The following is a 20,336-nucleotide window of genomic DNA, read 5'->3' as shown; positions in this document are numbered from 1 at the left end:
GGGGGGGGGGGTGGGGGGTGCCTGTTACTGGTTAAACGGCGCCGGTATATTCGCCGCGCGCCGGGTAATCCTTGGCAATGGCGAAATCGAGGGCAGCCACCAACTCTTTAAAGTGCGGCCGCACGAACGGCATGGTTTGAACAGACGCGTAATACAACGTCTGTTGGGGCGTAACCATAAACAGGCCGGGCTCGGAGAACAGCGCTGGCTCCTCGATGCCGATGGATGTCTTGCCGCGAGAGGTGGAGATATAGAGCCCCCACTCGCGCGCCTTCTCCAAGGACAGATCGCAGCCGAACCGCAACTTTGACGCTTCGATCTTCTGCTGCATTTGGCGGGTTCGATCCTCCCCGTCTGAGCTGATGGCGATGGTCGCAACGCCGCGCTCGGCGAACGCGTCGACCTGGTTTTCGAACTCCTTGAGGTAGGTGGCGCAGATCGGGCAGTGCAGGCCGCGATAGAAACAGATCACGGTGCCGCGTTCGGCGGACTCGGAGCTGAGATCGAACGCGCCGTGGTCCAACGTCGGCAAGGCAAGGTCTGGTGTCTTCTGGCGGGGAAGCAGCATCGGGTATCCTTTCATTGGCTGTTGATCGCTGATAGCAGATGCTACAGCATAAAAAAGACAGAAAATCCGACGTAGACTATCATATGGCCCCGTTTGACCGCCTCACCACTTTGATTGACCACTTCGCTATGCAAGTGCGGCCCGCATCCCATGAGGCGGCCTGTTTGGTCGTTTTGGCCGATGAAACCGGGCAAGCCCAGCAGGTCTATTTCCGGCCGCTTGGCTCGCCCACCTTCGGCTCGGGGTTCGAAGACAATTTGTTTGCGGCGAGCGTTGAATGGGGTGGCGAGGCCAACCCACTTCTGGCGGCGCTGCCGCAGGAGAGCATCTTCGATCTGCAACACGATAGCGAGATGCGCGGGTTGATTGCCCTGCTGAACGCGGAACTTACCGCCCAGCGATGTGGCTCGGGCGGGGTGATCAACAGGCTTGGGGAGGTCCTGATTGTGCGTCTGCTGCGCGCGCAGATCGAGCGGGGCAGCACGCAAGCGGGGCTGCTGGCGGGGCTCGCCGATCCGAGGATCAGCCGGGCGATCGTCGCGATGCACGACGAGCCAGGACGGTTGTGGCGTAATGGTGATCTTGCCGCGATCGCCGGGCTTTCGCTGAGCCGCTTCGCGGTGCTGTTTCCTCAGCTGGTCGGCGAGTCTCCCGCGTCCTATCTGCGCCGCTGGCGGCTGACGCTGGCTTGGCAGGATGTTTCGAAGGGCGATCGGGTGGAGGCGGTCGCACGACGCTATGGCTACGGTTCCCCGGACGGCTTCGGGCGTGCTTTCAAGAAGCAGTTTGGCGTGTCGCCGATTGATCAGCGGCCGCGGGTCGGCGCCTAGGCGCCAGCGGAGCGCGTCCTCGACCGAATTAGTCGTCCAAATGATGCTGAACCCGCCGAACATGGCGCAGGGTGTCGGTCAGCATGGCCGTCATCAATCCGAACATCAGGAAGCCGTTTGCACCGGCCATGCCACCCAGCAGCCGGTGCTCAAGGGGTATGTGCACATCGCCCAGGCCCAGCGTTGTGTACGCGACCAGCGAGAAGAACACCGCTTCCTCAAGGGTTGCGAACACGTCGATCGCTTGGAACGCGATCGCCCACAGCCAGACACCGAGTGTCATCATGAGCATGGTGCAGATGATCACAAGCATGATGACCAGCAGCGACTTTCGTGCATAGGGCGGGCGCACGAACCATGGCTGGATACGATCCAGCGCATTGGAGAAACCCCACCACAGCACGGCACCGCTCAAAAGGGACACCAAGGTGATGAACGTTCCAAAGGTGAGTTGTGAAACCATATCGCGATGATGCGCATCCGTTGCGACGGCTTCAACCTCGATGCTGAGAAAAATGAAAAAAGCCCGCCCCACTTATACTAAGGGACGGGCTCCTGTTGCGGGACCTGTTCCGAGAGGCGTTCTAGAGAACTGCTTTGACCTCTTCGAGCTGAGCAAGCTTGAGTGCTGCAGCGGCCTTTTTCTCATCATCGGTCGCGTCGGCAACGTCTTCCTTGGCGTCCTGGATCGCTTGGTCGAGCGATGCCATGTCCATGTCCGCAACGCGCTGAGCTTCTTCGGCAAGCAGCGTCAGGCCCTCAGGGTTGGCGTCCGCAAAGCCGCCACGCACGAAGATGCGGTCCGATGACCCATCGGCCATCGTGACCTCAAGGATGCCAGGCTTGAGCGTCGACAGAAACGGTGCGTGGTTGGCCAGCACCGTGAACTGCCCTTCAGCGCCGGGCACGACAACCTGGGTCGCCTCGCCCGAAGCAAGCTGTTTCTCGGGTGAGACCAGTTCAAAAGCAAAAGGATCAGCCATCAGCTTGCGTTTCCTGCCTTAAGCCGCTTCGGCGAGCTTCTGCGCCTTGGCAACGGCATCATCGATGGTGCCCACCATGTAGAAGGCGGCTTCCGGCAGGTGATCATACTCGCCTTCGACCACCGCCTTGAAGGAGCGGATGGTGTCTTCGAGCGAAACGAAGATGCCGGGCGAGCCGGTAAACACCTCAGCGACGAAGAAGGGCTGCGACAGGAACCGCTCGATCTTGCGGGCGCGGGCCACCGTCAGCTTATCCTCTTCGGACAGTTCATCCATGCCCAGAATGGCAATGATATCCTGCAGCGACTTGTAGCGCTGCAGCGTTTCCTGAACCTGACGCGCCACTTCGTAGTGTTCTTGCCCGATGATCTGTGGATCGAGCATGCGCGAGGTCGAATCGAGCGGGTCCACCGCTGGATAGATGCCTTTTTCGGAGATCGCGCGGTTCAACACCGTCGTCGCGTCCAAGTGGGCAAACGAGGTCGCCGGCGCTGGGTCGGTAAGGTCGTCGGCGGGCACGTAAATCGCCTGCACCGAGGTCACCGAGCCCTTGGTCGTGGTGGTGATGCGCTCCTGAAGGGCGCCCATGTCGGTTGCGAGCGTCGGCTGATAGCCCACAGCGGACGGAATACGGCCCAGAAGCGCGGACACCTCAGAGCCCGCTTGCGTGAAGCGGAAAATGTTGTCGACGAAGAACAGCACGTCCTGGCCTTCATCGCGGAAGTGTTCGGCGATCGTGAGACCCGAAAGGGCCACACGTGCGCGCGCTCCAGGAGGCTCGTTCATCTGGCCAAACACAAGGGCAGCCTTGGAGCCTTCGCCGCCGCCTTCCTTATTCACGCCCGATTCGATCATCTCCCAGTAGAGGTCGTTGCCCTCACGGGTGCGTTCGCCAACCCCGGCGAACACCGAGTAACCACCGTGCGCTTTCGCGACGTTGTTGATCAGTTCCTGAATGAGCACGGTCTTGCCGACGCCGGCACCGCCAAACAGGCCGATCTTACCGCCGCGGGCGTATGGCGCGAGAAGGTCGACGACCTTGATTCCGGTGACGAGAATTTCAGCTTCCGTCGACTGCTCGGCAAAGGACGGCGCCGGCGCGTGAATGGGCCGAACCGTCTCGTGGACAACGTCGCCGGCATCATCGATCGGCTCGCCAATGACGTTCATGATGCGACCAAGGGTGCCGTCGCCCACGGGCATCTGGATCGGGGAGCCGATGTCCTTGACCGGCTGGCCACGAACGAGGCCCTCGGAGGTGTCCATCGCGATACAGCGGACCGCATTCTCGCCAAGGTGCTGGGCGACCTCAAGCACAAGGCGGTTGCCATTATTGTCGGTTTCCAGCGCGTTCAGGATCGGCGGTAATTCGCCGTCGAACTGCACGTCCACGACGGCCCCGATCACCTGATATACGCGCCCTGTTGCGTCTGCCATGGGTTGCTCCACTCAGTCCTGTTTTCAAGCGCCGGAGCGCCTTCCATGTTCCCTAGAGCGCCTCGGCGCCCGAAATGATTTCAATCAGCTCTTTGGTAATCTGTGCCTGGCGCTGGCGATTGTAGCTCAGCGTCAAAGCATCGATCATCTCGCCCGCGTTGCGTGTCGCGTTGTCCATCGCGGCCATACGCGCACCTTGTTCGGAGGCAGCGTTTTCCAGAAGACCCTTGAAGATCTGCACCGTCAGATTGCGCGGCAACAAATCATCGAGAATAGCATTCTCATCGGGCTCATACTCGTAGAAAACCGGGTCTTCATTGGGTTCGAACTCTGCCGGGATCAGCTGCTGCGCTGTGGGCACCTGCTGGATGACCGATTTGAAGGCCGCATAGAACAGTGTGCAGACATCAAATTCGCCCGCTTCGAACATCTCCATAATTTTGTCGGAGACTTCCTCGGCTTGGGCGTACCCGATGGACTTCACAGAGCGGAACTCGATCGTGTCTTCGATCTTCGAGCCCATGTCCCGTTTGAGCTGATCGTAGCCCTTCTTCCCAACGGTCAAGATTTTCACGTCCTTGCCGTCATCAAGCAAGCGCCGCGCGTGCTGCCGGGCAAGACGAACGATGGAAGAGTTGAAACCGCCACACAACCCGCGTTCAGCCGTCGCAACAACGAGCAAGTGGACCTTGTCAGAGCCGGTGCCAGCGATAAGCGGGGAAGCACCTTCGCCGCCGCCCGACATCTGGCCAGCGGCCAGGTTTGAAAGCACAGCGCTCATCTTATCCGCGTAGGGGCGGGCCGCTTCTGCGGATGTTTGCGCACGCCGCAGCTTTGCGGCGGCAACCATCTGCATGGCTTTGGTGATCTTGCGCGTCGCCGTGACGGTCGAGATGCGATTGCGCAGGTCCTTCAACGATGGCATGGCGGCTTAGGGCCTCCCGAAAACGTGTCGCACGCGGCCTTAAGCGAAGCTTTTGACGAAATCGTCGAGGATCGAACGCAGCTTGGCGTCCATATCATCCGACAGTTTCTGCTCGTCGCGAATGGTGTTGAGCACGTCGACATGCTTATCGCGCATCAAAAGCAGGAACTTCTGTTCAAAGTCACCAACCTGCGCAACATCCACACTGTCGAGGAAGCCGTTCACGCCGGCGAAGATCACAGCAACTTGCTCCTCGGTCTTCAGCGGCGAGAACTGCGGCTGCTTGAGCAATTCGGTCAAGCGCGCACCGCGGGCCAGGAGGCGCTGCGTGGTGGCATCAAGGTCGGAGCCGAACTGCGCGAACGCCGCCATTTCGCGATACTGCGCCAACTCACCCTTAATCGGGCCGGCAACCTGTTTCATTGCCTTGATCTGCGCCGACGAGCCGACACGCGACACCGACAGGCCGACGTTCACGGCCGGGCGGATGCCCTGGAAGAACAGGTCGGACTCCAAGAAGATCTGACCGTCGGTAATCGAAATCACGTTTGTCGGAATAAAGGCCGACACATCGTTACCTTGGGTTTCAATCACTGGCAGCGCTGTCAGCGAGCCCGCCTTGAAATCGTCGTTCATCTTCGCAGCGCGCTCAAGCAGGCGCGAGTGGAGATAGAACACGTCGCCGGGGAACGCTTCACGCCCGGGAGGACGGCGGAGCAGGAGCGACATCTGCCGGTAAGCAACGGCCTGCTTGGACAAATCGTCATACGCGATCACGGCATGCATACCATTGTCACGGAAATACTCGCCCATGGCGCAGCCGGCGAACGGTGCGATGAACTGCATGGGTGCAGGGTCAGAGGCGGTTGCCGCAATGACGACGGAATATTCCAGCGCGCCGCGCTCTTCGAGGACCTTCACGAACTGCGCGACCGTCGAACGCTTCTGGCCGACGGCGACGTAGACGCAGTAGAGCTTTTGGTTCTCGTCATCGCCCTCATGCAGCGGTTTCTGGTTGAGGAAGGTGTCGAGGATGATGGCAGTCTTACCTGTCTGGCGGTCGCCAATGATCAGTTCGCGCTGACCGCGACCAATAGGGATAAGCGCATCGACGGCTTTAAGACCCGTCGACATCGGCTCATGCACCGATTTGCGCGGAATGATGCCCGGCGCCTTAACGTCGACTTGGCGCATTTCGGCGCCTTCGATCGGGCCCTTGCCGTCGATCGGGTTGCCGAGCGCATCGACCACGCGACCCAGCAGGCCTTTGCCGGTCGGCACCTCAACGATGTTGCCGGTCCGCTTGACCGTGTCGCCCTCTTTGATGGCGCGGTCGTCGCCAAACAGCACGACGCCGACATTGTCACTCTCAAGGTTGAGCGCCATGCCCTGAACGCCGCCGGGGAATTCCACCATCTCACCGGCCTGGACCTGATCGAGGCCGTAGACCCGGGCGATACCGTCGCCGACCGAGAGCACGGAGCCCACTTCGGTGACTTCGGCCTCTTGGCCAAAGCTTGCGATCTGCTCTTTCAGGATCGCAGAAATTTCAGCGGCGCGAAGTTCCATCAGCCAGCCTCTTTCATAGCGTATTTGAGTGCGTTCAATTTGGTTTTAAGCGAGGTGTCGATCATGCGCGAGCCAACCTTGACGACGAGGCCGCCGAGGATTTCTGGATCAACAGTTTCTTCAAGGGCCACGTTTGACCCCAATTTCTCTTTCAATGCTTTGGTCAATTCGTCGCGCTGCGCATCGCTCAGAGCGACCGCAGACGTTACTGACGCCGCAATCTCACCGCGCTTGTCGGCGGCCATTGCGCGGAAGGCCTTGATCATACCGGGTAGTGCGAACAAACGTCGGTTGGTTGCCACAACGCCGATAAACTGGGCCGTCAGATCTTTAATGCCGGCTTTGTCGAGCACCGCAGCCATAGCGCTGGCCTGATCGTCGGTCGAAAAAGCCGGGCTATCCACCAAACGGCGGAGATCGGTGCTGTCGTCGAGCATCGCCTGAAGCGAGGTCAGATCGGATTCCACCGTGTCTATGGCGTTGGCACCATCGGCAAGCTCAAAAAGCGCGGCCGCGTAACGGCCGGAAACGCCAGAAGTCAAGGAAGGAGACGACAAGGCAGCCCCTGCGGTTTGTCTGTCTATGCCGCGCTGCAGACTTTTCAGTCTGAAGTCGCTAAGCAGTTGATCTTACGATACTTTCGGAGGGCTTTGGCCCGGAGATGAAGCCCGCGTCTCCGATATCGGAGAGGGAACTATCACGGACAATGGGGGTGCGCAACCAAGCCTAAAGGGCAAACTGATACCGTTTTTTGTGCGCAGCAGCGGATGCGGGCCGTTAGGTCAGTGCCGGCAGGTTGAGCGCGACCAAGACCACGGCGAAAGCGGCTTCAACGATGAAGAAAACGACGGGCTGCCCCTTGTTGGCCCCATCGACAACGATCGCGGTCAGCCGACCGATCGCTCCGCCGCCCCAAACTGCAGCGAGCATCAAGAAAGCGGTGGGCGAAAACAAAACAAGCGATGCGACCCCAACGCCCACCCAAAGTGCGCCAGATGCCGCGCGGATTTCGGATTTCCCAAGACCCGTCTCGTCGGTGGATTTCAGACCAAGCAAGTCCATCGTGAAATCAGGACGCAACCAACCAAACAGACCCAGGATGATGGTGGCAATGGCGGCCAGCACATTCACGGATATTATGAGTAGTTCCATTGGGCGACCGTAGAGCACCTGGGACCCGCCACGGCGTTTCCTGCGTGGCGGGTCTGCGGATTGGGGGGAGGCCGGATATTGGGGATCGCCGGCGTATGCGGAACCCGATGCGCCGCATTTGGTCGAGAATACGCAATGCCGTGCGTATCGGTTCACTCACTTTGGCAGGCACGACCAAGCGACGCTTGGCTTCCCTGCCGTCGATGGGCGTTGCTAAACGAAGCTCTGCGGATCGACATCGACGTCCACGCGCAGGTCACCGCGCGTCTTGTCGGCCAAACTCAGCCACTGGCGGACATAGGCTTGGGTTTGCCTCCCCCGCGGACCACGCACCAGGAGCCGTTGGCGATGCCGCCCCCGCAGCAAGGCGAGGGGCGCGTCGACTGGGCCAAGAACATCAATGCTTTCCGACGGCGGCGCGACAGATTTCAGGTGCTGCGCGTAGGCCTTGGCGGCACCCGCATCCGTGCCCGACGCGATGACCGCAACGAAGCGAACAAATGGCGGCAGATGCGCGCGCCGCCTTGCTTCTTCTTCCAGGCTGTAAAAGCGCTCGGTATCATGAGCGAGCAGAGCGCCGAGTACAGGGTGTTCGGGCATATAGGTCTGGATAAGGCCGATGCCGGGTTTTTCCGCTCGCCCCGCCCGTCCTGTCACCTGGGTAAGAAGCTGGAAGGTGCGCTCGGCAGCGCGCGGATCGCCCTGTCCGAAGCCGACATCGGCATCGATCACGCCGACAAGCGTCAGGCCGGGAAAGTTGTGCCCTTTTGCCACGAGCTGGGTGCCGACGATGATGTCGACCTCGCCGTTGGCGACGGCCTCAAGCTCCATCTTCAGGCGTTTCGGCCCACCCATCATGTCTGAGGACAGGACAAGCGTCCGCGCATCAGGAAAGCGCGTGGCGACTTCCTCGGCGATACGCTCAACACCCGGACCGGACGCAACAAGGCTGCCTTCAGCTCCGCATTCGGGGCAAGCCTCCGGCACCCGCTCAACATGGCCGCAATGGTGACAATTGAGTGTGCTCGTGAAGCGGTGTTGAACCAGCCATGCTGAGCACATGACGCACTCGAACCGGTGTCCGCAGTTGCGGCAAAGCGTGAGGGGGGCATACCCGCGCCGGTTGAGAAACAACAAGCTCTGCTCACCCCGGTCGAGGGTATCGTGGACCGCCTCGATAAGCGGCGGGGCGAGCCAGGTTCCGCGTTCGGGCGGCGTCCGGCGCATATCGATGGCCGAAAGCGAGGGCAGCGGGCGCGCGGCGTAGCGCGCGGGTAGCATAAGATGTTGATAGCGCCCCGCCTGGGCGTTCATCCGTGTCTCGACCGAAGGCGTCGCCGATGCCAATACAATGTGGGCGCCCTCGGTGCGCGCCCGCACGATGGCCATGTCGCGGGCGTTGTAGCTGACCCATTCTTCCTGCTTGTAGGCGGCTTCGTGCTCCTCATCGACGATGATAAGCCCGAGATCGGCAAACGGCAGATAAAGCGCCGAGCGTGCGCCGATGACGACCTTCACCTTGCCTTCGGCCGTGCCGCGCCAGCATTGGCGGCGCGCCTTGGGCGTTATCCCTGAGTGCCATTCGCCCGGTAGGGCCCCGAAGCGTTCGGCAAAGCGATCGAGCAACGATTGGGTCAGGGCGATTTCTGGTAGCAGAATGAGCGCCTGCTTGCCGCGCCGCAACGCGTCCGCAACGGCTTCGAAGTAGACCTCGGTCTTTCCCGAACCTGTGACGCCCTCCAGCAGGGTAATGGGGGCCTTCACCTTGCCTGCGTTTGAAATCAGCGCATCAACCGCGTCGGCCTGCCCGGTGGTCAGCGTGCGGGGGTCGAAGTCAGGGTCAGGTTCGATGCGCCCCGGCTCGCGTTGCAGCATCAGCTTTTCGAGCGTGCCAGTTCGCACCAGGCCATCAATGACGGCAACCGAAACGCCGGCCAGATCGGCCAGACCGACCTTGGTGAACGCTTCGCCAGGCTTTGCAACCTCCAAAACCTTCTGGCGCGCAACGGTCATTTTCTCGGGATCGGCGCCGCACCGCCGCACGGCGGCGACGGGCGGTTCACGCTGCATCAGCTCTTCGCCGCGCGTGACCATGCGCGCGACCATTCCGGGCGCAGACAAGGTCCAGTCGGCAACCCAGTCGACAAAGGCGCGCAAAGGTGCGCGGATGGGCGGTGCATCCATGACGTCGGTGATCGGCTTGAGACGTTTGGCGTTTCCATCAGCTGTGGAGGCGCCCCAAACGATGCCCAAAACCTGGCGGGTGCCGAGCGGCACTTTGACAATCGAGCCCGCACGTATCGTTTGGCCCGGTGCAACGGTGTAGGTCAGCGCGCTTGGCATGGGAGCCGGCACCATGACGCCCACCAGATCTCCGGCTTGGAAACCATGTGGCGAATCGGAAGGTGCGTTTGGGGATGACGGCGACATGCAAAAACGTTAGACGACCGCGCAAACACACAACAACCCATCGGGGTCTTGATTGGCACCGGGGCGCGGGAGGAGTGACCGAATGAAATTTTTCGTTGATACCGCAGATGTTGACGATATCGCCGAACTCAATGCCATCGGACTACTTGATGGCGTGACGACCAACCCGTCACTGATTGCGAAATCTGGGCGCGATTTCAAAGAGGTGATCGCAGAGATTTGCGCCCTGGTTGACGGCCCGGTCTCTGCCGAGGTCACCGCGCTTGATGCCGAGGGTATGATCACCGAAGGCAAGGAACTGGCGAAGATCGCGAGCAATGTCACGGTGAAGGTTCCGCTCACCATCGATGGTCTCAAAGCCTGCAAAGCGCTGACCGGCGAAGGCACCATGGTCAACGTCACCTTGTGTTTTTCGGCCAATCAGGCGTTGCTCGCTGCCAAGTGCGGCGCGACGTTTATCTCGCCGTTCATTGGCCGGCTTGATGACATCAATATCGACGGCATGGAGCTGATCGAAGAGATACGCGTCATCTACGACAACTATCCTGCGCTCACGACGGAAATCTTGGCCGCTTCGATCCGGACGCCCAACCATGTCAAGCAATCGGCGATGGCTGGCGCTGATGTCGCGACCATCCCACCGGGGGTCCTCAAGGGCCTTGCCAAGCATCCGCTCACCGACAAGGGGATCGACAGCTTCATGGCCGATTGGGCCAAGACTGGTCAAAGCATCTTATAGGCGTTGTAGGGTTCATACCGGTCGGCGCTAACTGGACCCGCCTAAAGCAGCTTGGTCATGTACATCGAGTTGGGGTCGAGCCGGTAATCCGCGAAGGGTTCGCAATAGGAGAAGCCGCTTTTCTCATAGAGGCGGCGAGCGGGTTCGAAATAGTCAAACGATCCGGTTTCAAGCGACAAGCGTGACACCGCGTGCGCTTTGGCGTCTTCGATAATGTGGTGGAGCATCTGCGCGCCAAGCCCCTTTGCCCGATGCACTTCGGCTGTCCGCATCGACTTGATCTCGCCCAGCGTCGCATCGTGCCGTTTCCAGGCGCCTATCGACAGCAAGCTGTCGCCCTCCCACCCGGCAAAAAAGCGGATGGATGGCGCTTTCAGGGCCCCAAGATCGAGCGCGTGTACGCTTTGTGGCGGGGTCACGGCCATGTTGGTTTCAAGGTGAAACTTCAGCAGCTCAATGACATCAGGATGGTCGAGATCGCCCAGGTCGATATGCATGGGGTCGGCCTCAGAAGCCGTCCATGGGCGGTACGTGGCGCGCCAAAGCAACGATATAGGAGCAACTGACGCTTCCAGCGTTTTCAAAGGTGACGTCGGCCGTCTTGCTGATTCCAATGCTATCGCCAGCCTCCAGGGACACCGTTTCGCCGGAGAAGGTAAGCGTCAAAGTCCCATCGATAACGTGGATGGCTTCTTTGATGCCGTTGAAGGCTGTTGATGGAATGGTGACCCGGGTCTGGGGCGGCAGATAGATGCGAGCCAGCTCCACCGGGTTGTCCGTCGCGCGAAAGACCTGGCGACGGACATAATGCGATTCAGGGTCTTCCCAAAGCGGTTGATCTGCTGCCCGTTGTACGGACCCGCTATTTTGCTCGGCGCGCATCAGAAGGCCCGCGAGCGTCAGATCGAAGGCGTGCGCAAGCCGCACCAGAACGCTGGCCGTCGGGCTCATCTCGCCGCGTTCGATCTTTGAGATCGCAGCCTTCGACACATCTGACCGTGCCGCGAGTTCCGTCATCGACCAGCCCCGCGCCTTCCGCTCGAGCTGCACCCGGCGCGCAATCGCCTCCTGATGGGTATCCACTAAAGTGCTCATCTGAACACTATTGTGGACTCTTGACCCTAAGTCAAGCGCTGCTCAGGTGCTCGTGTTCGGACGTTTGAGATGCAGCGCATTGATGGCCTCATCAAGATCGTCCGGCCACGCCATCTCCCACGATGCAATATCGTGTTTGAGCTGCTCCATCGAGGTTGCTCCGATGATCGAGGAGGCAACGAACGGTTTTGACGTGATGAAGCGGATCGCGGTCTGCGAATAGTCGAGCCCGCGTTCATCGCACAGGGTCAGGAAGTCTTCGATCGCCGCTGTACAACCTTCGCTCTCGTAGCGGCCCATGCGGCCGAACAGCGTGCGACGGGCACCAGCGGGCTCCGCTCCGTTGCGGTACTTGCCAGAGAGATAACCCTGACCAAGCGGCGAGTAGGCGAGCAGACCGACATCCTCACGCATTCCGACCTCTGCCATGTTGATCTCATAGGTGCGGTTGACAATGTTGTAGGCGTTCTGGATCGAGGCGACGCGGGCCTGGCCCTTTGTTTCGGCGCCATGCAGCCATTTCATCGTGCCCCAGGCGCTTTCGTTCGAAAGGCCGATCGCCCGAACCTTGCCGGATTTGACGACCTCATCAAACGCGTCGAGGGTTTCCTCGATGGGGGTTTCGTCGCCTTCGGTTGGCTCCCACACAAGCGGGTGGGTGCCGAACACGGAGAATGGTCGGCCGGGCCAGTGTAGCTGGTAGAGATCTATATAATCGGTCTGTAGCCGCTTGAGCGAAGCGTCTACCGCGTCCATCACGCGAGCGCGGGTTGGCATGCTTGGTTCGTCCTTGTTTGGGGAAAACCAGGTCATGGAGGTCGCGCCGACCACTTTGGTGGCAAGAATAACCTTGTCGCGGTTCTTCCGGCTGTTGAACCAGGTGCCGATGATGGTTTCGGTCGACCCTTGCGTGTCCGGCTTAGGCGGAATGGCATACAATTCAGCGGTGTCGAAGAAGTTGATGCCCTGATCGAGGGCATAGTCCATCTGCTCGTGGCCTTCGGCTTCGGTATTCTGCTGGCCCCAGGTCATGGTGCCAAGGCAGATAACCGACACATCCATGCCGGTGCGTCCCAAGGGGCGCTTTTCCATGGGAAAATCCTTTGATGTTGGTGCTGAAGCGCGTCAGCCGGAAGTGGGAACGCGCGCGATCAAGTCCTCGACGTACGGCAGGATGCGGGACACAATCAAGTCAATGCCTTCCGCCGTCGGGTGAATTCCGTCGGGCAAGTTGAGTGATGGCTCGCCAGCGACGCCATCAAGAAAGAACGGGTAGAAGACCACATCGTAGGTCTCCGCGAGCCGTGGGTAGATGCCGTTGAACGCCTCACCATAGCTTGCGCCCATGTTGGGCGGCGCGAGCATGCCGGCCAAAAGGGTTGGCAGACCGCGGTCCGTCAGGTTGGAAAGGATGCCATCAAGCGCCTGTTCCGAAATTTCCGGGCTGATCCCGCGAAGGGCATCGTTGCCGCCAAGTTCCACGATGACCGCATCGGTCTCAGGATCGAGCGACCAGTCAAGCCGCGAAAGCCCGCCGGAGGTTGTGTCGCCGGAAACCCCTGCATCCAGCACGCGGACCTCATAGCCTTCCCTCTGGAGGGCTGCTTCAAGCCTTGCGGGAAACCCCTGGCCGGGTGATAGCCCATACCCGGCGGTCAGGCTGTCGCCCAAGGCAAGGATGGTGATTGGCTCTGCGCTTGCGGGCTTTGCCGCAGCCAATGCCAGCGGCACCATGATCAAAAGCGGGAGGGCCCGCTTAAGGGAAGCGCCCAATCGTGCACCAATTTTGTGCGCCATTTGCCAAGGGTGTTGGTCCATCGCAGTTGCGTTCCTATTTGATCGGACACCGAATGCCGCACGTAAGGCGGCTAGCAGCCCTTTTCCAGATCGATTGGACCACTCCGTGGCAGATACCTCCCCCCAACCCATCATCACACTCGACGATGTTCACCTTTCACTCGGGCAAGGCGCGGCCCGGGTTCATATTCTCAAAGGCGCGACTTTGGGCGTCGAAAAGGGCATGTCAGTGGGCATCGTTGGCCCATCCGGCTCGGGCAAGTCCACTTTGCTGATGGTGCTTGCGGGACTTGAACGGCCTACCTCGGGGACGGTGAAGGTGGGCGATGCTGATTTGACAGGAATGACAGAAGACCAGCTTGCGGCTTTCCGTGGCCGGGAGATCGGCATAGTCTTTCAGTCTTTCCATCTCATTCCGACTATGACCGCGCTCGAAAATGTTGCCGTGCCGCTGGAATTGGCCGGGCAGGAAGACCCGTTCGGGCGGGCAAAAGCCGAACTCGAAGCGGTTGGGCTCGGTAGTCGCACCGCGCACTACCCGACGCAATTGTCCGGGGGCGAACAGCAGCGCGTCGCCGTTGCCCGCGCTCTGGCGCCGAGACCGACCATCCTGGTGGCGGATGAGCCCACCGGAAACCTCGATGGATCAACGGGTCGGCAGATCGCTGACCTTCTGTTCGATGCGCCAGGGACCCGTGGTACGACGCTGATATTGGTCACACACGACGTTGCCCTGGCTGAGCGGTGCGATCGCATGATCCGCATCGACGCTGGCAGAGTGGTGGAAGAAGAGCATGCCGAGCCGCTGCGCGAGGCTGCGGAATAATGGCTGACCTCACGATTTCCGACAGCCCCTCCCGATCCGGAGCGGGCTGCACGTGGACGTTGAGCCTCATCTACGCCATGCGCGAACTGCGCGGCGGATTGCGCGGCTTCTTCATCTTTCTTGCGTGTATCGCCCTCGGCGTTGCGTCGATCGCTGGCGTCAATGCTTTGGCCCAGTCGATGACCGGTGGCCTTGCTAATGAAGGGCGGGCCATTTTGGGCGGCGACGTTCAGCTTGAATTGTTGCAACGTGAGGTCAGCCCGGAAGAACAGGCGTTTCTTGAAGGTCAGGGCGCACAAATGATCACCGTCGGTGATCTGCGCGGCATGGCGCGCTCCGCTGATGAACAAAACCAGACGGTCGTGGAAATCAAATCGGTCGGCGCACCCTATCCATTGGTGTCTGAGCTAACCTTTGATGACGGAAGCGGTGTGTTGCGGACCGATCTGCACGACGCACTCGCCGAGCGTGATGGCGTCTTCGGACTTCTCGCCGAGAGCACGCTTGCCGCGCGCCTTGATCTGCAGGTCGGTGAGACAATCCGCGTCGGTGAACACGGCTTTGAGCTTCGCGGCATCATCGAAAACGAACCTGATCGGCTGTCATCGGGCTTCGGATTCGGCCCCCGCGCCATGATTTCAGCGGAAGGGCTCGACGCGACCGAACTTGTACAACCCGGCTCGCTGGTTGAATGGGAATACACGCTCGCATGGCCGGAGCCGCTGACGGAAGCCGAGCTGGACACCTTTGAAGCGTCTGTTCTGTCCGCCTTTCCCGATGCAGGTTGGCAGATCCGCGACAGGACCGAGGCAAGCCCGCGACTTTCAACGGCCATCGATCAGTTTGCCCAGTTTCTGACGCTTGTTGGTCTGACCGCACTGGTTGTCGGCGGTGTTGGCGTTGCCAATGCCGTGCGCGCTTTCGTCGATGGCAAGCGGAAGGTCATCGCGACTTACAAATCCCTTGGTGCCGAGGGGCCGTTCGTCTTCAAGGTGCAGTTCTTCCAGGTCATGGCTATTGCCTGCCTCGGCATTGTGATCGGCTTGGTCGTAGGCGCGTCGGTGCCGTTTGTGGTGCAGGCGGTGTTCGGCGGCGTTCTGCCGGTGGCGCTTGAAACGCAGCTCTATCCGGGCGCGCTTGGGCTTGCCGCGCTGTATGGCATCCTTGTCGCCCTAGCGTTCTCCATGTGGCCGTTGGGCACCGTCCGCGATGTGCCTGCCACCGCTCTGTTCCGCGACATCTTTGGCAAGAGCCGCCGCTTCCCGCGCCTTTTTTACATTGCATGGGCCGGGGCAGCGATGATCGGCTTGGGCGTCGTCGCGTTCCTTGTTTCGGACAGCCGGTTCATTGCGGCGATCTACCTGGCGGCGGCAGGCGCCAGCTTCCTCGTCTTGAGGCTTGTGGGGTGGGCCGTCATGGCGCTCGCAAAACGCGCACCGCGTCCCAAGTCCACCGCCACGCGCCTTGCGGTGGGCAATATTCACCGACCGGGCGCGTTGACGCCATCTGTGATCCTCTCGCTGGGGCTGGGTCTGACGCTGCTGGTTGCGCTCGCGCTGATTGATTCCAATCTCCGCCGCCAGTTGACCGGCACAATCCCGGAAGTGGCACCGAGCTTTTTCTTCCTCGACATCCAGAACAGCCAACTCAACGACTTCACGGCGTTGATCGATGCTCAGGCGCCCGAGGCGAACCTTGAGACAGTGCCCATGCTGCGCGGCCGTCTGATCTCGCTCAAGGGAATCCCAGCGCAGGACTATGAAGCGCCACCTGAGGCGCGCTGGGTGCTGCAAGGTGACCGCGGCATCACCTACGAGCCACGCCCACCTGAAGGGACCGTTCTGACCGAAGGTGAGTGGTGGCCCGAGGACTATTCCGGTGAACCGTTGGTGTCGTTCATCGATGAGGAAGGCCGCCAGCTTGGCCTCGAGGTTGGTGACCTGCTGACCGTCAACGTGCTGGGGCGCGAGATTACCGCGCGCATCGCAAACTTCCGCGATGTCGAATGGGAGTCGCTGGCGATCAACTTCGCGATGGTCTTCACACCAAACACTTTTGCGGGAGCGCCCCACGCGCATTTGGCCACGATCACCTATCCTGAGCAGCCAACAGACGAGGTCGAGTTGAGCCTTCTGCGGCAGATCACGGCGAATTTCCCCGGGATCACGTCCGTGCGGATTTCCGACGCGCTCGATGCTGTCAACGATCTGGTCGAAGACCTTGCGCTCGCCGTGCGAGGTGCTGCGTCGGTCACTCTGATCGCGTCCATCTTGGTGCTGGCGGGCGCGCTCGCAGCCGGCCACCGTCATCGGCTGTATGATGCGGTTATCCTCAAAACGCTCGGCGCGACGCGCGGGCGTATCCTGGCGGCGTTTTTGATCGAGTATGCCTTGCTCGGGGTCGCGGCGGCGGCGTTCGGCCTCGCCGCGGGAACATTGGCAGCGTTTGCTGTGCTCGAATATGTGATGAGCGCCGGCTTCACGTTCCTTCCCTCGGTGGCGTTTGGAGCTGTTGGGGTTGCCCTTGTCCTGACCGTTGGCCTTGGCTTGATTGGCACATGGCAGATACTCGGACAGAAGCCTGCCCCCGTTTTGCGTCATCTGTGACGGCAGACTGCGGAAACCGCTTCGAAACATAAGTGTCCCAAGTTTGACGATCTGGTTATAACCGCCAGAAGATGTGTGACGCCGCCGTGAAACCGGGCGCGTGCCCAAACGACCACTGATTGTGCGATGATTGAGCGAATTTTCCCCCTCGTCTTGCTTGCGCTGGCTTTGCTTGTACCTCTGGGATCGGCCCAGGCCCAAACGCCCTTCACGCCCAACCAGGACGCCCAGGCGACGGAAGCGGATGGGGGTGCCGCCGCGCTAGAAGGGCTGCTTGATGTGCTGCGCGATGAGGAGCAGCGCAACGCCCTGATCGAGCAGTTGGAGGCGATTGAAGCCGGTGAAGCGCCGGGTGCAGACGCAGCTGCTTCGGACATACCGCCGTCGGAGCCTCCCAGCTTCGCCCGCCAAGTCGCCGAACTGACACAGAGAGCCGTCGAGGGCATGTACTCGACCATTGGGCGCCTTTGGCGTGATCTCTCCGGAATCAGCTCGCTTGCAAGTGGTTTGAGCGAACAAAGGCAACAGCGGATCCTGACCAATGGTCCGCCGTTGGCCGCCACGATTGTGGCCACCTTGATGCTGTTTTGGGCTCTGACAAGCCTGATCTCTCGCATAGCGCGGAACCAAGCGCCCCCGGGCAGAGGTGCCTGGATCACCGTTATCACGGTGGTCATCAATGCGTTTGCGGACAGCTTGTCGGTCGCGCTGGCCTATACCGTCGGTTACGCTCTCGCGATCACAGTTTTTGGGGGCGGGACCCTCGCGGTCGAACAGACGCTGTTTCTCAACGCGTTTCTCGTCGCTGGCCTTGCCCGGATAGCCATCCGTATCTTCGTTCTCCCCGATCGACCGGAACAGGCAATCTTCAATTTTTCCGGTGCGGTTCAATCGTTCATCTACCGCAGGGTGAAAACGCTCAGCTATCTGCTCGCTTTCGGTGTTTCGGCGGCGGTGCCAATCGCAAATTTGTGGTTTTCCTTTCTGGTTGGACGTTCTTTGCGGGCGACAATCGTCACGTTGGCAGCCCTGTTAGCTGTCTGGACCATTCATCGCGTTGCCAAGATGATCCAAGAGGAGCGGCTGGAAGTCGAGCGGAAGAGGCTTGCCGAGCGCCAGCCCGATGAGAATGCAGATGCCGGTGAAATAGCTGCCGCCGCGTCCGAGGCCACGGCACAAGCGTCCTTGTCCGCGTGGCACAAGGTTTGGCCGTGGCTTGCTTATCTGTATGTCGCGTTCGCTTATTTTATTGCGATCACTCGGCCCAGCCTGATGGCCGATCTGGTTGGCCTTGCAACGCTCAAGACGGTTATCGCCGGCGGCATTCTGGTGCTGGCCTTCCGTTTCAAGAACCGTGCGTCAACCGCTGGCGCGCCCGTTCCAAGGGCACTGCAGTCTGCGCTCCCGGAGCTCAAGGTTCGTCTTGACGCTTTCGTGCCGTCCGTGCTGCGCCTGTTTTCTGTCGGCCTTGTTATCGTGGCACTCGGTTTCATTGTGGACGCATGGCAGATCGTGGACGTGGGCTCCTGGGTCGCCAGTCCCACCGGTTCGGACATCATATGGCGCCTGGCGAGCGCGTTTATGATTGTCGCGCTGATCGTGCTCGTTTGGGCGACGCTAACATCGTGGATCGACAATCGTCTGTCGCTCGATCTCGAGGGCCGGAATGTCAGCGCCCGATCCCGAACACTGCTCGCATTGTTCCGCAACGCCTTCACGGTGGCATTGTTCATCTTCGGGACCATGACCGCGCTATCTCAGTTGGGCATCGATATCGCACCGCTGCTGGCCGGTGCCGGTGTTATCGGCCTCGCAATCGGCTTTGGTTCACAGAAGCTCGTTCAGGACATCATCACCGGTATCTTCATCCAGCTTGATAACGCCATCAACGAAGGCGATGTCATCACCGTGGGTGGGATAACCGGAGGTGTGGAGAAGCTGACCATCCGGTCGGTTGGCATCCGCGACATCAACGGCACCTATCACATCGTGCCGTTCTCGTCGGTCGATACCGTCTCCAATTTCATGCGGAAGTTCGCCTTTCACGTTGCCGAGATCGGGGTGGCCTACAAGGAGAACATCCCGGCCGTTAAGCAGGCGATGCACGATGCCTTTGACCGGCTTAAGGCTGGCGAATTCGGCAAACAGGTTATCGGGGATTTTGAGATGCACGGCGTGACAGCGCTTGCGGACAGTTCGGTCAATGTTCGCGCGCGCATCCGCACGAAGCCGGGTCAGCAATGGGGCGTTGGTCGAGAGTATACGCAGCTCGTCAAAGAGATCTTCGATGAGCGCGATATCGAGATACCGTTTCCGCATCGGCAAATGGTCTACCCACCGCCTCCGGCGCTGCCTGGGCCCAAGACTGAGGAGCCCAAAACTGAGGAGCCCAAAACTGAGGAGCCCAAGACCGAGCAGCCCCAGACTGAAGAGCCGAACACGCAAGAGCCCAAGGGCCGGGCGCCAGAGAAGGCTACCCCGACGCGCCGTCGCAGGCGATCCAAGCGGCAGGACGAGCAGAAAGACGAGCAGCAGGATCTGCCCAACGAGCTTGAGGAACACTGAGGTCTGGCCGCCAAGCTCTGTCGCCTCTCGGCTTGAGCCCGTCTACGCCTTGACGTCTGAAGCGAAGCGCTCGGCCTTCTCCTTAAGGAACGCGCTTTCGTCGGCGTCGCCCCAGAAGGCGGGCTGAGCCTTCGGGATGGTCAACGCCTTGCGGACCATCGGGCGGGCGTCCATTCGGTCGAACCAGGTCTTGAGATTGTCGAGCCCATCGATGGACACTTTCGCCCAGACATGGGCGCGCGCCCACGGGTAGGTGGCCATGTCGGCGATGGTGTAGGCCTCCGCGGCGAGCCATTCGCGGCCCGCGAGCCGTGTATCGAGCACTTCCAACAGGCGCCGGCTCTCGTCGACATAGCGTTTGATCGCGAAGGGATTGGTTTCCCCATTGGGTGCCGCGATGCGCTGGAAATACATCGCCTGGCCCATCATTGGGCCGATTCCCCCCATCTGAAACATCAGCCATTGCAATGTTTCGGATCGTGCCTTTGGGTTGGTCGGCAGGAACCTGCCGAACTTTTCGGCGAGATACCAGAGAATTGCCCCGCTCTCGAACACGACGAAACCGTCGTTGGCGCGATCGATGATGGTCGGGATACGGCCATTGGGATTGAGCTTGAGATAGTCAGGCGCTTTTTGCTCTTTCCGGGCGAAGTCAATGAATGTGAGATCGTAGGGCTCACCGGCTTCTTCGAGGAAGATGACGGGCTTGTAGCCGTTCATCGTCGCCGCGGTAAAAAGATGAATGTCTGGCGTGGTCATGAAGGCAGTCTCCATTGCGCTAGAGCGCGGTTTGCGGACCCTGCGTTGTGTGATA

At 60.5% G+C, this 20,336-nt stretch carries 19 protein-coding genes; 5 read left to right on the top strand and 14 right to left on the bottom strand.

Going from position 1 to position 20,336, the window contains the following annotated elements; all coding sequences use genetic code 11:
- Positions 1-31 precede the first annotated feature (31 nt).
- Positions 32-568, bottom strand: a complete 537-nt coding sequence (locus AAF739_06240; GenBank protein MEM6382257.1) for a peroxiredoxin-like family protein — start codon at positions 566-568, stop codon at positions 32-34.
- Positions 569-732: 164 nt separating this feature from the next.
- Between AAF739_06240 and AAF739_06235 the strand changes: the two genes are divergently transcribed.
- On the top strand, positions 733-1,398 hold the full coding sequence (locus AAF739_06235; GenBank protein ID MEM6382256.1) for an AraC family transcriptional regulator: 666 nt from the start codon (positions 733-735) through the stop codon (positions 1,396-1,398).
- A gap of 28 nt (positions 1,399-1,426) precedes the next feature.
- Here the strand turns inward: AAF739_06235 and AAF739_06230 are convergent, their stop codons facing one another.
- From AAF739_06230 to AAF739_06195, 8 genes are all read right to left on the bottom strand, one after another.
- A complete protein-coding gene (locus AAF739_06230; protein MEM6382255.1) occupies positions 1,427-1,861 on the bottom strand; it encodes an ion channel in 435 nt (144 codons plus the stop codon).
- A 121-nt stretch (positions 1,862-1,982) separates the two neighbouring features.
- Positions 1,983-2,381 (bottom strand): F0F1 ATP synthase subunit epsilon, encoded by a 399-nt coding sequence (locus tag AAF739_06225; protein ID MEM6382254.1) that lies wholly within the window; start codon positions 2,379-2,381, stop codon positions 1,983-1,985.
- Between the two features lie 18 nt (positions 2,382-2,399).
- Positions 2,400-3,818, bottom strand: a complete 1,419-nt coding sequence (gene atpD, locus AAF739_06220; protein ID MEM6382253.1) for a F0F1 ATP synthase subunit beta — start codon at positions 3,816-3,818, stop codon at positions 2,400-2,402.
- A 52-nt stretch (positions 3,819-3,870) separates the two neighbouring features.
- A complete protein-coding gene (locus tag AAF739_06215) occupies positions 3,871-4,743 on the bottom strand; it encodes a F0F1 ATP synthase subunit gamma (protein MEM6382252.1) in 873 nt (290 codons plus the stop codon).
- A gap of 39 nt (positions 4,744-4,782) precedes the next feature.
- On the bottom strand, positions 4,783-6,312 hold the full coding sequence (atpA, locus tag AAF739_06210) for a F0F1 ATP synthase subunit alpha (protein MEM6382251.1): 1,530 nt from the start codon (positions 6,310-6,312) through the stop codon (positions 4,783-4,785).
- Positions 6,312-6,869 (bottom strand): F0F1 ATP synthase subunit delta, encoded by a 558-nt coding sequence (locus AAF739_06205; GenBank protein ID MEM6382250.1) that lies wholly within the window; start codon positions 6,867-6,869, stop codon positions 6,312-6,314. Before AAF739_06205 ends, atpA begins: the two co-directional genes overlap by 1 nt.
- Positions 6,870-7,089: 220 nt before the next feature.
- Complete coding sequence (locus tag AAF739_06200) at positions 7,090-7,464, bottom strand: DUF4345 family protein (GenBank protein MEM6382249.1); 375 nt, start codon at positions 7,462-7,464, stop codon at positions 7,090-7,092.
- A 213-nt stretch (positions 7,465-7,677) separates the two neighbouring features.
- Positions 7,678-9,894: a primosomal protein N' gene (locus tag AAF739_06195; GenBank protein MEM6382248.1), complete on the bottom strand. Its 2,217-nt coding sequence runs from the start codon at positions 9,892-9,894 to the stop codon at positions 7,678-7,680.
- A gap of 82 nt (positions 9,895-9,976) precedes the next feature.
- Between AAF739_06195 and fsa the strand changes: the two genes are divergently transcribed.
- A complete protein-coding gene (gene fsa / locus AAF739_06190) occupies positions 9,977-10,633 on the top strand; it encodes a fructose-6-phosphate aldolase (protein MEM6382247.1) in 657 nt (218 codons plus the stop codon).
- Positions 10,634-10,674: 41 nt separating this feature from the next.
- Here the strand turns inward: fsa and AAF739_06185 are convergent, their stop codons facing one another.
- From AAF739_06185 to AAF739_06170, 4 genes are read right to left on the bottom strand one after another with little or no spacing between them, the layout of a single operon-like run.
- Entirely contained in the window at positions 10,675-11,130 is a 456-nt protein-coding gene (locus AAF739_06185) for a GNAT family N-acetyltransferase (protein ID MEM6382246.1), read from the bottom strand.
- A gap of 10 nt (positions 11,131-11,140) precedes the next feature.
- Positions 11,141-11,728, bottom strand: a complete 588-nt coding sequence (locus tag AAF739_06180; protein MEM6382245.1) for a helix-turn-helix domain-containing protein — start codon at positions 11,726-11,728, stop codon at positions 11,141-11,143.
- A 42-nt stretch (positions 11,729-11,770) separates the two neighbouring features.
- Positions 11,771-12,820 carry an aldo/keto reductase gene (locus AAF739_06175; GenBank protein MEM6382244.1) on the bottom strand — a complete coding sequence of 350 codons (1,050 nt, stop codon included), beginning with the start codon at positions 12,818-12,820 and terminating at the stop codon, positions 11,771-11,773.
- Positions 12,821-12,853: 33 nt separating this feature from the next.
- A complete protein-coding gene (locus tag AAF739_06170; GenBank protein MEM6382243.1) occupies positions 12,854-13,462 on the bottom strand; it encodes an arylesterase in 609 nt (202 codons plus the stop codon).
- A gap of 169 nt (positions 13,463-13,631) precedes the next feature.
- Here AAF739_06170 and AAF739_06165 point away from each other — a divergent pair, with 169 nt between their 5' ends.
- From AAF739_06165 to AAF739_06155, 3 genes are all read left to right on the top strand, one after another.
- Positions 13,632-14,351: an ABC transporter ATP-binding protein gene (locus AAF739_06165; protein MEM6382242.1), complete on the top strand. Its 720-nt coding sequence runs from the start codon at positions 13,632-13,634 to the stop codon at positions 14,349-14,351.
- Positions 14,351-16,957, top strand: a complete 2,607-nt coding sequence (locus AAF739_06160; protein MEM6382241.1) for an ABC transporter permease — start codon at positions 14,351-14,353, stop codon at positions 16,955-16,957. The genes AAF739_06165 and AAF739_06160 overlap by 1 nt, the downstream gene beginning before the upstream one ends.
- Before the next feature lie 126 nt (positions 16,958-17,083).
- Positions 17,084-19,522, top strand: coding sequence for a mechanosensitive ion channel domain-containing protein (locus AAF739_06155; protein ID MEM6382240.1), 2,439 nt, complete (start codon positions 17,084-17,086; stop codon positions 19,520-19,522).
- A 42-nt stretch (positions 19,523-19,564) separates the two neighbouring features.
- On the opposite strand, the gene AAF739_06150 is transcribed toward AAF739_06155, so the two are convergent.
- A complete protein-coding gene (locus AAF739_06150; GenBank protein MEM6382239.1) occupies positions 19,565-20,281 on the bottom strand; it encodes a glutathione binding-like protein in 717 nt (238 codons plus the stop codon).
- Between the last annotated feature and the right edge of the window lie 55 nt (positions 20,282-20,336).

The sequence above is a fragment of the Pseudomonadota bacterium genome (assembly GCA_039024915.1).
In the GTDB taxonomy this organism is placed as follows: domain Bacteria; phylum Pseudomonadota; class Alphaproteobacteria; order Rhizobiales; family MH13; genus MH13.
Note: the sequence above shows the minus strand (reverse complement) of the source record. Positions and strands in the feature narration are given on the sequence as shown.